Source organism: Verrucosispora sp. WMMA2044 (genome assembly GCF_027497155.1).
GTDB classification, from domain to species: domain Bacteria; phylum Actinomycetota; class Actinomycetes; order Mycobacteriales; family Micromonosporaceae; genus Micromonospora; species Micromonospora palythoicola.
On the sequence record NZ_CP114913.1, the window covers coordinates 1,835,593 to 1,848,476 of the forward strand.

Here is a 12,884-nt window from a genome sequence, read left to right on the forward strand (position 1 = left end):
GGCGAGACCGGAAGGACGGCACGGAAGGAGAAAAGGTTGAGTGGTCCGAAGCGCCCCTGGCGCTGGCATCTGCGTTCGTGGGGAGCGGTCGCCGCCGCTGTGGTGTTGGCGGTGACGCTCGTCCCGACGACGGCCGTGTCGCAGCAGAAAGCGGCCGGGTTCGACTTCGACAACGGCAACGCCCTCACCGAGGTGATCTACCCCCGGTTCCAGAAGGCGGTCCGTTCGGTGACGCCGGGGGGAGACGACGCCACCCTGGTGGCCGACCACATTCTCATGGTGGAGGTGGCCTGGTTCGACGCCATCGCGCCCTACCATTCGACCGCGGTCGGCATCTACTCCAACCTTGGGCGGCAGCCGCGTAGCGAGGCCACGACGCGCAACCGCAACATCGCCGTGATCTACGCCGCCTACACCTCACTGAACGCCCTCTTTCCCGAGTTCCGGTCCGAGTTCCGGACCATGCTGGAGTCGGTCGGTCTTGACCCGGACGACCCGGCCGAGGATGTGAGCCGTCCGGCCGACATCGGCGTCCGTGCCAGCAAGGCCGTGCTGGAGGCGCGGAAGGACGACGGCTCCAACCGGGACGGCGACGCCGGCGGGCGCAAGTACAACCTGCAGCCCTATGCCGACTACACCGGATACCAGCCGGTGAACACGTCGACGAAGCTACGCAACCCCTCGCGTTGGCAGCCGCTGATCCGGAACTCGAACGGGATCCGACGAGCGCAGGAGTTCGTCACCCCGCACTGGGGTCGGGTGAAGCCGGTCTCGTACCGCACTCCGGCCGAGTTCCGGGTTGTCCCGCCGGTGGCGAGCAACCACCGGAACCGACTCGCGTACAAGCGTCAGGCCGACGAGGTCCTCCGCGCGTCGGCGAACCTGACCGATCGCCAGAAGATGACGGCGGAGTTCTTCAACGACAAGATCTACTCCCTTGGTCGCATCGCCGGCACCGCCGCCTTCCAGCAGGGCAACTTCGACATCGAAAAGGCGGTCCACTACGTCACCACCGTCGACCTTGCCATCTTCGACGTCTCCGTCGCCACCTGGTACTTCAAGCGGAAGTTCGACGCCGTCCGGCCGGTCACCGCTATCCGCTACCTGTACGGGAACAAGGAGCTGACGGCGTGGGGTGGCCCGGGCAGAGGCACTGTCGACGACATCACCGGAAACGAATGGCGCAGCTATCTGCAGACCGCGGACCATACCGAGTACCCGTCCGGATCGTCCTCGTTCTGCCTGGCCTACGCCCAGGCGGCGCGGCGCTTCCTCGGCACCGACCAGCTTGTCATGACCGTTCCCCTCGACAAGGGGTCGTCGAAGATCGAGCCGGGGATCACTCCGGCGAGCGATATGACTCTTCGTTGGGAGAATCTGACGGACATGGCTCAGGACTGCAGCCAGAGCAGGTTGTGGGGCGGAGTCCACTTCCGCGCCTCGACCGAGAACGCGGAGCAGTACGCGCCGAAGGTCGGCGACTCCGTCTACGAGTTCGTCCAGCGGAAGATCAACGGCCGCTGAACACCTTCCCCTAGCCGGCGGCGGCGCCCGATTCACGGGCGCCGCCGCCGGCTGTCGGTGCAGCCGATGTGATGTGTCGTCGGCGAGCAGTGACCCGCGCCGGTGTCGCCGGCGCGAGTGCGCAGGCAGGAGCGCCGTGCGGGTGGGCGGGTCGCGCAGACCGGACACGCCGGTGGACCGGTTCCGCCGTACGGGGAGCGGAACCGGTCCTGCGCCGTGACGTTACCGATCGAGGGGTGCCGGACGAGCCATGTCCGCCTGCGGTGCCAGTGCTGAGCGCACCGCTGCTGCCGTCACGGCACCGTAGTGTGTGGTGAGGTCGGCGATCAGGCGCTCCGGCGCGACCAGGTACTCCTGGGTGCCGTGCTCGGCGATCGCGTAGGCCGCCAGCTGGCAGCCGAGGGCGGCGGCCAGCTCCAGCCGTAGTCCGCGGGTGACTCCGGTGAGGAAGCCGGCACGGAAGGCGTCGCCGCCCCCGGTGGGGTCGACGACCGAGGAGACCGGCACGGCCGGCACCTGCGTGAGCCCATGGCGGGTGCGGAGCCGGACCCCGTCGGCCGCCAGGGTGCACACCACCGTGTCGACCATGTCGAGCAGGACGGCACCCGACACGGCCAGCTTGCTGAGCAGCAGCTCGTACTCGTACTCGTTCGTGAAGAGGTACCGCGCTCCGGTGATGAACGCCGCTATGTCGGATCCCGACATGTGCGCCAACTGCTGAGACGGGTCGGCGGCGAAGGGCGGGCCCATCCGTCGGCAGGTGTCTGCATGCCTGAGCATCGCGGCGGGATTGTCCGGGCCCACGAGGACCAGGTCGACCGGCCCGGTGCCGATGACCGTCGCCAGATCGATTGTTGCCGCCTGGGTCATGGCACCGGGATAGAAGGTGGCGATCTGGCAGTTGTCGCTGTCGGTGGTGCAGACGAATCGGGCGGTGTGCGCGGTGTCGCTGATCAGCACGAAGCCGCAGTCGACACCGTGGCGTTGCAACCACGAGCGGTAGTCGGTGAAGTCCGGGCCGGCCGCGCCGACCAGCACCGGACGCTGGCCGAGTAGTGCCATGCCGTAGGCGATGTTGGCGGCCACACCACCGCGACGGATGATCAGATCATCGACGAGGAATGACAGGGAGACCCGGTCCAGGGCTTCGGCGATGAGCTGGTCGGCGAAGCGACCGGGGAAACGCATGAGGTGGTCGGTGGCGATGGAGCCGGTGACGAGCGTGGTGGGCACGGGCCAGCTCCTCAGTAGCGGTAGTGGTCCGGCTTGAACGGGCCTTCCACGGCGACGCCGAGGTAGGCGGCCTGTTCCTTGGACAGCGTGGTCAGCTTGGCGCCGAGGGCGTCCAGGTGCAGCCGGGCGACCTTCTCGTCGAGGTGCTTGGGCAGCACGTACACGCCGATCGGGTACTCGTCGGTCTTGGTGTACAGCTCGATCTGGGCGATCGTCTGGTTGGCGAACGAGTTGGACATGACGAAGCTGGGGTGGCCGGTGGCGTTGCCCAGGTTCAGCAGGCGACCCTCGGACAGCACGATGATCGCGTGACCGTCGTCGAAGCGCCAGAGGTCGACCTGCGGCTTGATGTTCTCCCGGGTGACATCCGGGCGCTTGGCCAGACCGGCCATGTCGATCTCGTTGTCGAAGTGGCCGATGTTGCCGACGATGGCCTGGTGCTTCATCCGGGCCATGTGCTCGTTGGTGATGACGTCGTAGCAGCCGGTGGCGGTGATGAAGATGTCGGCGGTGGCGACCACGTCGTCCAACGTGGCGACCTGGTAGCCGTCCATCGCCGCCTGGAGCGCGCAGATCGGGTCGACCTCGGTCACCACGACCCGGGCGCCCTGGCCGCGCAGCGACTCGGCGCAGCCCTTGCCCACGTCGCCGTAGCCGAGTACGACGGCCATCTTGCCGCCGATGAGCGTGTCGGTGGCCCGGTTGATGCCGTCGATCAGCGAGTGGCGGCAGCCGTACTTGTTGTCGAACTTGCTCTTGGTCACCGAGTCGTTGACGTTGATCGCCGGAAAGAGCAGCGTGCCGGCGCGGTGCATCTCGTAGAGCCGGTGCACGCCGGTGGTGGTCTCCTCGGTGACGCCCTTGATACCGGCGGCGATCCGCGTCCACCGCTGACCGCTCGCGGCCACCGAGCGGTGCAGCAGGCCCAGGATGACCGCGTACTCCTCGGAGTCAGCCGAGGCGACCGGCGGCACGGCCCCGGCCTTCTCGAACTCGGCACCCTTGTGCACGAGCAGCGTGGCGTCGCCACCGTCGTCCAGGATCATGTTCGGGCCGTCCCCGTCGGGCCAGTCGAGCACCTGCTCGGTGCACCACCAGTACTCCTCCAGGCTCTCGCCCTTCCACGCGTACACCGGCACACCGGACGGGGCGTCGACGGTGCCCTCCGGACCGACCACGACCGCGGCGGCGGCGTGGTCCTGGGTGGAGAAGATGTTGCACGACGCCCAGCGGACCTGCGCGCCGAGGGCCACCAGGGTCTCGATCAGCACGGCGGTCTGGATCGTCATGTGCAGCGACCCGGTGATCCGCGCTCCGGCGAGCGGCTGCGCGTCGGCGAACTCGCGCCGGATCGCCATCAGACCGGGCATCTCATGCTCGGCGAGACGGATCTCCTTACGCCCGAACTCGGCGAGCGACAGATCCGCCACCTTGAAGTCGCCCTCGGTCATCCTCACACCGCCGACTTGAGGTCGGCGGCGCGGTCGGTGGACTCCCAGGTCAGCTCGGGCAGTTCGCGGCCGAAGTGGCCGTAGGCGGCGGTCTGGGCGTAGATCGGCCGCAGCAGGTGCAGATCCCGGATGATGGCGGCCGGACGCAGGTCGAAGATCTCGGTGACCGCCTTCTCGATCGAGGCCACCGGCACCGTCTCGGTACCGAACGTCTCCACGAACAGGCTCACCGGGTGCGCCTTACCGATCGCGTACGCCACCTGCACCTCACACCGCTCCGCCAGACCCGCGGCCACCACGTTCTTGGCCACCCACCGCATCGCGTACGCCGCCGACCGGTCGACCTTCGACGGGTCCTTACCCGAGAAGGCCCCACCACCGTGACGGGCGTAACCACCGTAGGTGTCCACAATGATCTTCCGCCCGGTCAGACCCGCGTCACCCATCGGACCACCGATCTCGAACCGACCGGTCGGATTCACCAGCAACCGGTAGCCCTCGGTGTCCAGACCCAGACTCTCCAACTCCGGAGCGATCACATGATCCCGCACGTCCGGCGTCAGCAGCGACTCCAACGAGATGTCCGCCGCGTGCTGGCTGGACACCACCACCGTGTCCAGACGCACCGGCCGCAGACCGTCGTACTCGATCGTCACCTGCGTCTTACCGTCCGGACGCAGATACGGCACCGTGCCGTCCTTACGCACCGCGGCGAGCCGACGCGCCAACCGGTGCGCCAACGCGATCGGCAACGGCATCAACTCAGGCGTCTCCGAACACGCGAACCCGAACATCATCCCCTGGTCACCGGCACCCTGCGCGTCCAACGCGCTCTCCGAAGACCCGGTACGCAACTCGAACGCGTTGTCCACACCCTGCGCGATGTCCGGCGACTGCGAACCGATCGAGACACTCACCCCACACGACGCCCCGTCGAAACCCTTCTTCGACGAGTCGTAACCAATACCCAGGATCGTCTCCCGCACGATCGTCGGAATATCGGCATACGCCTTCGTCGTCACCTCACCGGCAACATGCACCTGACCGGTGGTGATCAACGTCTCCACCGCCACACGACTGTGCGGATCCTGCGTCAACAAGGCATCGAGAATGCCATCACTGATCTGATCGGCGATCTTGTCCGGGTGGCCTTCCGTGACCGACTCGGAGGTGAATAGACGTCGCATGTTTCGCCTTTCGGTCTGGATGAGGTCAGCGCCGGGTACGGGCCGCGGCGGAGGTTCTCCGCTCGCGGCTCTGGCGCCAGGGCGGACACAGGAGGCGCTGCACGTGTGACGGCCGGCCATAAAGGCACGACGTGGCCGTCGCCGACGAGAAGGTGATCACCGGCTCACCACCCCCTTTGCCCAGGCCTCGATGAGATCGACGGCCTGTTCGAGGTTGAGCCTCGGATCGCACAGCGAGGTGTAGTGGCGAAGCAGATCCTCCTCGCTCTCCACGGAACTTCCGATGCACTCCGTGACGTCACCCGCTGCCAACTCCAGATGGAGCCCTGCGGCGCGCTGGCGGTTCGCTTCCACGATGTCGCGGAACATGAGCGCTTCGGTGATCATGTCGGTCAGGTGCCGCGTCTTGAGCCCGAGCTTGTCTGACAGCAGGGTGTTGCCGTGCATGGGGTCACTCAGCCAGACCACCGGATGACCGGAACTGCTGATCCGTCGGACGATGGGCGGCAGGACCTGTCGAATCGCTGACCGGCCCATTCTCGGTATCAAGATGAGCCGACCGGGTTCGCGCCGCGGGTCGAGGAGCTCGCAGAGCCGAGCGACCTCGTCCGGGGTGGCGCCCGGTCCGATCTTGCAGCCGACCGGATTGGTGACCGTCCTCAGCAGTGCGACGTGTGCGCCGTCCGGTCGACGGGTTCGATCTCCCACCCAGGGTAGGTGCGTCGATGCGAGGTACGGCTCGCCGGTCGCGATTGCCCGGCGGACGAGGCGGCTCTCGTAGTCGATGATCAACGCCTCGTGGCTGGACCACGGCCCCTCGACGGTGGGGCGGAGGCGCTGGCGCTGGCGATGGTCACGCATCGATCGTTGGACCCGCTCGCTCGCGTCGTAGGCCCACAGCATGCGGCGCGGGTTGGCCTGTCGATGTGAGAGCGTGGCGATCTCCGAATTCACCATGTGCCCGCGGAACGCGGGGATGTGGCCGTCGCCATGCCGCTCCGTTGGCCGTGATCTGGGCTTGGCGAACTGCCCGCCCATTCGTCCCACGCAGATGACTCGGGAGCTGGTGAGATCCCGCAGATGCTCGGCCACTTTGTCGAGAACGCGCAGCTTTTCGGCAATGTGTGGACCGCTGGATTCGTAGAAGCTCTCCGCGCAGTCGCCGGCTTGCAGGAGAAGGGCGTCCCCGCCCGGGAGTGTCGAGAGGGACGTACGCAGATTGTTAATTTCTTCGGATGTCACCAGCGGTGCTAGGCTGGCCAGTCTTGTGCATGCCTCGTGATGGTCGGTGTGGTTGTGCCAATCTGGCTGCTGTGTTGCCGGCATGCCCTCCCATGGCCAGGTCTGGACAAACTCCGCAGTAGCGCTGGGTGGTTGCATGTCTAATCCTGTCGCTCAATGTGTTGCTTTGCCCCAAACCAGTCGGTGAGTGGAGCGTGCCGGAGCGCGTCTTACGGGGTTATCGAAGAGCCTCACCCAACCGTCGGCGTCGCACATCACGTCTTCGCGTTGAACGCGCGGCCACCCGCCGGCGATCCCGCACGGTGACGGTCGGTGGCGCCTTCCGGGCACAAAGGCGAAGACGCTCAGGCTCGTCGCCTTAACGTTCGTTTGACTATTTCCGTCCCATTTTGTCCGTTGGCGGTCGGGTATCCCTCAGGGCCTGGTTGTGGGCGCCCTGTCGCCGCGTCTCAGGTCGGCCTCAGCGATGACATTTCCGTCTATTGTGAGCTTTTCCGCCGCATGCAGGGCGGCACGCATGGACTCCGTTGTGCACTAGTTGCGAGAGCGCCTGCGGCATGTCCGCAAGCCCTGCGCAGGTCCGCCGATCGTCACTGCGGCAGCCAGCAGGTCCCATCAGACTGGTTGTCGAAGGTTAAGCACCATGTTTGCGCCTTTTCACCATATGTAGTGAGACGCTTCGATGCTTGAACTGGCGGTCCGGTGGCCCGCTCTTGACCTACATCAATCTGGTTTGATATAACGCGATTACGCCATTGCGTGCGCGAATTGTTGACCATGGATCCATGGGCATGGTTGCGTCGCAGTTAAGGAATACGGCTTCGACCGGGGGGCAAGCATGCATCTGCTAGTCGGGCGCGAACGGAATTATTCGACGCTGGTCAGGCATGTGGAGGCCGTCGCGCAGGGTACGGGCGGATGCATTATCCTGGAGGGCCCGATCGGTATCGGCAAGACCCGCTTGCTGCGGGAAGCGAGCCTTGCCGGCGCCGAGCAGGGTGTCACGGTCAACTATGTGCGAGCGGGGCGAACTGACCGTCCGACGCCGGTGCGGGAATTGGTCAACTTCCTTCGGCACCTGATATCGGGCGGTTTCGGATTCGACGAACTCGTCCGTCCTGACGTCAATCCCTTCCTGCTCGCCGATCGTCTGGCCGAACTGTTCGACAAGGCGGCGTGCAGGCGTCCTCTCCTGGTGATCCTCGACGATATCCACCAAGCGGACGAGGTGAGCGCCCTGGCGTTGCAGAACCTCGTGCAGTCGCTCGCCTCGTCGCCCGTACTGTGGCTTCTCGCCCGTCGGCCAATCCCTGCTCACTCGCTCGCGCAGCAGGCCATCGGCTGGCTGATCGACCGTTCGGCGGTGTCGCTTCGCCTGGGGCCGCTGGACGAGGGCATGGTGGCGAAGCTGTGCGCCGACACCCTGGGGGCCGCACCGGACGAGTCGGTGCTCAGCTGGGCGGCTCGTTGCAGCGGTAACCCCCGACTCCTGCAGATGCTCCTCGATGCGTTGGTGGAAGCAGGTCAGATCGTCGTCGTCGAGGGCAGGGCCTGCACCTCCACCGATCGCCTGCCGGACGGCCTCGTCTCCGCGTTGGATCGCCTGCTGGGCGAGCTACCGGACCGGGTCCGACGTCTGCTCGTCCAGGGCAGGAGCCTCGGTCGGACATTCTCGCTGGCGGAGGTGGCGCCCCTGCTCGGTGACACCGGCCCTGACGTGTCCGCCACGGCTCACGAGGCGGTGCAGTCCGGGCTGCTGACCCGAAGCGGCACCACCATGGCCTTCGCGCACGACCTGGTCGCCGAGGCTCTTCAGCACTCTGCGTCGCGGTCAGCGGAGGATGTCCCAACGCTTGCCAAGAACGGTGTCAGGATGCGGCGCCCCGTGCGGTCGAGGGCGAGGAGCTTCCACGCGGAAGGACGTGCGGCCAAGCGCCCGGTCGCTCGGACAGCACCGTCGCACTCGCCGGTATGCGGCTGTGAAGAGATCCTGGTCCGGGTGGTGAGGTCGCTGATCGGGCAGTTCGACAATGCTCCGCAATCACTGGCTCGTGCCGTCAACCTGCTCGCCGGGGCCGGACGGGCGGTGGAGGCCGGCAGGCTGGCCGGGCCCGTCGTACGGGCCGGTATTCCCCCCGCGGCCCAGGTGCAACTGGTGCTCGATCTTGCCAGCGGGCTCACCGCCGCCGGATGCGCCGGGATGTCGGTCGAGTGGCTGCAGCGCACGTTGGGGCGGCGGGATCTCGACGAATCGGACCGGGTGGCGGTCAAGCGGGCGCTCGCCGACATCACCAGCGGGCCGACCCACCGACTCCCGACGGGTGTGCTCCTGCCCGTCGAGGGTAGATGGGCAGCAGCCGCGGGTCCGGTCCCTGCTGGCGGCGGTGATGGCCCGTCGACCGTCCGGACAGCTCCGGCAGGTGACGCAGGCAGCGCCGAAATCCGGTCGCGTCTCGGCGGCGAAAGGCTCTGTGCGACCTGCTCACAACCGCTTTGGACGTGGCTGATCCGCGCCCTGGTCGCGGCCGATCAGATGCACGCCGCCTCCGCCGCCTGCGCCGCGATCAAAGTGGAGGCACAGCGAGCGGGCCGGGCGTGGTCGGAGCCACGGTGGCACGGGCACCACGCCGAACTTCTGGTGACTGCCGGCCAGCTCAACGAAGCCCGCCTCGCCGCCGAGACCGGGCTTCGCGTCCTGGACCGGTCGGGACCGGAAGACTCGGTGCCGGCACGCGCGCTCCTGGCACGGATCAGCCTGCACCTGGGTGAACCGGACACGGCCAGTGAGCACCTGCGTAAAGCCGAACGACTTGTGCATCAGGACTCCGCCGACCAGCTCAGCTTCAACTGGGCGCTGGCACAGTTCCACGCCGCGAGCGGGCGTCCGAACCAGGGGGTGCAGGCGCTGCTCGGCGCCGGTGCGGCGGCAGGACCGGACAGACTTCTGTTCGCCGAGGCGCCGACCGCAGCTGCGCTGCTGGTGCGCATGGCCCGCAAGGCGGGACTCGCCGCCGAGGCGGAACGCGCGGTGAGGATCGCGCGCTCCCTCGCCGATCGGTATCCGGAGGCGGAGTCGTTGACCGCCGGTGCCGATCACGCGGAGGGACTGCTGCGCGGCGACTTCGCCGCCATGCACCGCGCCGTCGAGCACTATCGCCGCAGTGGCCGTCGGTTGGCGGCGGGTGTCGCGCTGGAGGACACCGCAAAGGAGGAACAGAACGCCCGGAACCAGCCGGAAGCGGCCCGGCTGCTCGAGTCTGCCTTCGACATCTACGAGCAGTGCGGCGCGCGGCGGGATGCGAGCCGGGTGCAGGCGAAGCTTCGTTACCTCGGCCTACCGGCACGCAGCCCGGGCGCCGATCGGCCCACGTCCGGCTGGGAGAGCCTGACGACTGCGGAACTGCGCGTCGTGCGTGCCATCGTGGACGGTCGGACCAACAGGGAGGCGGCCACCATGCTGTTCCTGTCGCCGCACACGGTTGACAGCCATCTGCGACGTGTCTTCGCGAAACTGGGCATCCGGACGCGAGTTGAGTTGACCAAACACTTCATCTCGCACGAGTCGTCGTGAGGCCTCGACGGGTGCTGGCGAGACGTTCCGTCCGGCAAGCATCGCGGCGGAGTGTCGCCCGCCGGGCCGTGGCCAGGAGGCATCACCCGTACAACTCGTACGAAACACCGAACCTCGCCTATTCAACTAACTGATTTGATGTAAAATCCCGCCTGTGTATCCCGTTCTCAATCCAGAGCCACCGGGAGTCCTCCGTCTCACGGCGCACCCGGTACGGTGGCGGTTGCTGACCGAGCTGGCGCGTAGTGACCGACAGGTCCGCGAGCTGATGGAGCTCATCGGCCAGCAGCAGAGCCTGACCTCGTACCACCTTGGGCAGCTGCGAGCAGGCGGATTGGTGACGGTTCGTCGCAGCTCGGCAGACAAGCGGGACAGCTACTACAGCCTCAACCTCCGCGCCTGCCGTGACCTGCTCGCCGAAGCGGGCGCTTCGTTGCACCCCGGTCTGCGGCTTGTTCCGGCCACTCTGGCGCCACCCGGACCGGATCCGGGTCGGCCGGACGGGTCGCCGGTGCGGGTGATCTTCCTTTGCACCGGCAACAGCTCCCGGTCGCAGATGGCCGAGGCGATACTGCAGCAGATGGGCGGCGCCCGGGTAGCCGTGGCCAGTGCTGGAGGCCAGCCTAAGCCGTTGCACCCGAACACGGTGCGGGTCATGGGTGAGAGTGGCATCGACATGACCAAGCGGCGTCCGAAGCACCTGAGCGATTTCCTGGACCAGCGCTTCGACTACGTGATCAGCCTCTGCGATCGCCTCCGCGAGGTCTGTCCCGATTTTCCGCGGGCGGGGACCGTGCTTCACTGGAGCGTGCCTGATCCGGCCGGCGAGGTCGAGACAGCCGAGGAGAGCTACGCACAGTTCCAGCGAACCGCGGAGGAACTCAGGACGCGAGTCGAGTTTCTCCTCCACGCGATCGACCACGCCGCGTCGGCTCCGGAGGGAGCCGACGTTGTCAAGTAGCCCTGCGGAACTGCTCTTCGCAGCCACCGGCTGAAGCCAGCGCACCTCTGTCGCTTCTGGCCTGATCAGTACCGGTGTCTCTGCCATGGCAGCCGCCGTCGTGACCGTGCAGGCACGCCCGGTACGCCCTCGGAGTCGGGCAGGGCGGGTCCGGCCGCAACCGCTTCGGCGGCACCGACGCCGGTCAGCGCCCGTACCTGCATCATGGCGTACTTGGCGTCGTCGCGCTCAGCGCTGATGACGGCGCCGAGGTAGCCCAGGAGGAAGGACACCGGAATGGTCACCAGGCCCACGTGCCGCCACGGCAGGTAGGCGAAATCGGCGTCCGGGAAGAGCGCCAGCGGGTCGCCCGACACGGCAGGGGAGAAGGTGACGAGGACCAGGGTGACCGCGATGCCTCCGTACAGGCAGCAGAGCGCACCCACCGTGTTGAATCTCCGCCAGAACCAGGCGAACAGCAGTGCGGGGAAGACCGACGACGCCGCGATGGTCACGTCGAGCGACATGAGGAACGCGAGGTTCGCGTCCACCAACAGGATGGCACCGCCGGCCAGCAGCAGGCAGATGACCATCACCGCGCGGCGGGACACGGCCACTTCGTGCTGTTCCCCGCCACGCAGGCTGTTGGCGAGGTTCAGATGGATGTCGCGGGTGAAACTGGCGGCGGCGACAAGTACGAGTCCGGCGGTCACCGCGACGATCGTGGTGAAGACGACGGACGCGATGAACACCCGCATCGGCACCCCACCGAGCTCGCCCGCCAGCAGGGACACCGTGGGTGAGCGTTGCCCGGAGGGCGCCACGAGCCCACCCAGGGGCACCAGAGCGGCGGCGCCGAAGCCGATCAGGACGATGAGCAGGTAGTACGGGGTGATCAGCCAGATCGACCAGGAGACTGAACGTCGGACGTCCCGGGTGTTAGGCACGGTCAGGAAGCGGATGAAGAGGTACGGCAGCACGGCGTGCCCCACCATGATGGTGAGTAGCTGGGAGGAAAGCTCCAGCGGCTGCGGCGTGCCGTCTCCAGCCAGGCTCGGCCCCGACAGATTTCTGCTGCTCGCTGTCGCACCGTTCACCGCGTCACCGAACAGCCTCGCCACGTCGAAGCGGTAGTCGGCCAGTAGCGCGCCCGCGAGCACGAGCACGGCCGCGAGCAGCAGGACCGCGTTGATGATCTGGGTCCAGGTCGTTCCCCGCATTCCGCCGTAGTACACGGTCATGGCCGTGAGGCCGGCGACGGTCAGGACGATCAGTGCCCGAGCCGCCCCTGTCTCCAGACCGAGTAGCAGCGCGAGCAGGTTGCTCGCAGCTACCAGTTGGATCGTCATGTAGAAGAAGGACACCACGAGCGTGACGGTCCCGGCAGCCACGCGGACCGGTCTCGCCCTCATGCGTAGGCTCAGGGTGTCACCGAGGGTGTAGCTGCCGGTGTTCCGCAGCGGCTCGGCGACCAGCAACAGTGTGACCAGCCACGACACGGCGAAGCCGGCGGCCAGCAGGACGCCGTGACGGCCGTGGAATGCGATCTGGTCGCTGAGCGCGACGAACGACGTCATCATCGTGAACGTGCCGAACAGGGCGAGACCGTTCTGTCGAGGGGTGAAGTTCCGGTCCCCGACGTAGAAGTCCGAGCAGGTGTCACGGGCGCGCCCCAGGCGCGAGACCACGAGCAGAATGATCAGGCTAAAGATCATCAGGACGGCCGCGCCCGATGT

The 12,884-nt window shown here is 67.1% G+C and carries 8 protein-coding genes; 3 read left to right on the forward strand and 5 right to left on the reverse strand.

Translation table 11 applies throughout. The features are described 5' to 3' along the window. Window positions 1-36: 36 nt before the first annotated feature. Complete coding sequence (locus O3597_RS08205; protein ID WP_281603720.1) at window positions 37-1,524, forward strand: vanadium-dependent haloperoxidase; 1,488 nt, start codon at window positions 37-39, stop codon at window positions 1,522-1,524. 222 nt (window positions 1,525-1,746) lie between these two features. Here the strand turns inward: O3597_RS08205 and O3597_RS08210 are convergent, their stop codons facing one another. The 4 genes from O3597_RS08210 to O3597_RS08225 all read right to left on the reverse strand — a co-directional run bounded on the left by O3597_RS08210 (window position 1,747) and on the right by O3597_RS08225 (window position 6,775). Next, the gene (locus tag O3597_RS08210) at window positions 1,747-2,712 is read right to left on the reverse strand and encodes a carbohydrate kinase family protein (protein ID WP_281604502.1); all 966 of its coding nucleotides are present in this window, start codon (window positions 2,710-2,712) and stop codon (window positions 1,747-1,749) included. A gap of 56 nt (window positions 2,713-2,768) precedes the next feature. Continuing rightward, window positions 2,769-4,208: an adenosylhomocysteinase gene (gene ahcY / locus O3597_RS08215; protein WP_281603721.1), complete on the reverse strand. Its 1,440-nt coding sequence runs from the start codon at window positions 4,206-4,208 to the stop codon at window positions 2,769-2,771. A 2-nt stretch (window positions 4,209-4,210) separates the two neighbouring features. Beyond that, complete coding sequence (metK, locus tag O3597_RS08220; RefSeq protein WP_281603722.1) at window positions 4,211-5,395, reverse strand: methionine adenosyltransferase; 1,185 nt, start codon at window positions 5,393-5,395, stop codon at window positions 4,211-4,213. 156 nt (window positions 5,396-5,551) lie between these two features. Further along, the gene (locus O3597_RS08225) at window positions 5,552-6,775 is read right to left on the reverse strand and encodes a 3-deoxy-7-phosphoheptulonate synthase (RefSeq protein WP_281603723.1); all 1,224 of its coding nucleotides are present in this window, start codon (window positions 6,773-6,775) and stop codon (window positions 5,552-5,554) included. 700 nt (window positions 6,776-7,475) lie between these two features. Here O3597_RS08225 and O3597_RS08230 point away from each other — a divergent pair. Next, a complete protein-coding gene (locus O3597_RS08230; protein ID WP_281603724.1) occupies window positions 7,476-10,208 on the forward strand; it encodes a LuxR family transcriptional regulator in 2,733 nt (910 codons plus the stop codon). Between the two features lie 154 nt (window positions 10,209-10,362). Continuing rightward, entirely contained in the window at window positions 10,363-11,169 is an 807-nt protein-coding gene (locus tag O3597_RS08235) for a MarR family transcriptional regulator (RefSeq protein ID WP_281603725.1), read from the forward strand. 65 nt (window positions 11,170-11,234) lie between these two features. On the opposite strand, the gene O3597_RS08240 is transcribed toward O3597_RS08235, so the two are convergent. Then, window positions 11,235-12,863: a cation acetate symporter gene (locus O3597_RS08240; RefSeq protein ID WP_281603726.1), complete on the reverse strand. Its 1,629-nt coding sequence runs from the start codon at window positions 12,861-12,863 to the stop codon at window positions 11,235-11,237. Between the last annotated feature and the right edge of the window lie 21 nt (window positions 12,864-12,884).

Coding starts and splice junctions, on each gene's coding strand:
- O3597_RS08210 (WP_281604502.1), bottom strand. CDS start 2,712: ATGCGTTTCCCCGGTCGCTTCGCCGACCAGCTCATCGCCGAAGCCCTG.
- O3597_RS08225 (WP_281603723.1), bottom strand. CDS start 6,775: ATGCAACCACCCAGCGCTACTGCGGAGTTTGTCCAGACCTGGCCATGG.
- O3597_RS08230 (WP_281603724.1), top strand. CDS start 7,476: ATGCATCTGCTAGTCGGGCGCGAACGGAATTATTCGACGCTGGTCAGG.
- ahcY (WP_281603721.1), bottom strand. CDS start 4,208: ATGACCGAGGGCGACTTCAAGGTGGCGGATCTGTCGCTCGCCGAGTTC.
- O3597_RS08240 (WP_281603726.1), bottom strand. CDS start 12,863: ATGATCTTTAGCCTGATCATTCTGCTCGTGGTCTCGCGCCTGGGGCGC.
- metK (WP_281603722.1), bottom strand. CDS start 5,395: ATGCGACGTCTATTCACCTCCGAGTCGGTCACGGAAGGCCACCCGGAC.